We start from the raw sequence: 244 nt of genomic DNA, 5'->3' as shown, positions 1-244 counted from the left end.
AAAGCTTTTTATTAATTTGGGCTTTAAAATATTCCCAATTATAATTTTTCATTATTTTTTTATTCGTTTTTGAATTGTATTTCATGCACTGGTGTCTCAGAGGACATTCTGAACAATCATCACATTCATATAATTTGAAGTCTCTCTTAAACCCATATTTATCATGGCGATAGGCATATCTTTTAAAACCCAATCGCTTATTGTTTGGACAAATATATTCATCGTTAATTTCGTCATAATCCCA

The 244-nt window shown here is 28.7% G+C and carries 1 protein-coding gene; it reads right to left on the bottom strand.

Translation table 11 applies throughout. The features are described from left to right. Nucleotides 1–244: transposase (locus AC2FB1_RS11240; protein WP_490675290.1), on the bottom strand; the 244-nt coding region annotated here is incomplete at both ends.

The sequence above is a fragment of the Staphylococcus sp. CoH_129_LAB_1 genome, from assembly GCF_058191515.1.
Note: the sequence above shows the minus strand (reverse complement) of the source record. Positions and strands in the feature narration are given on the sequence as shown.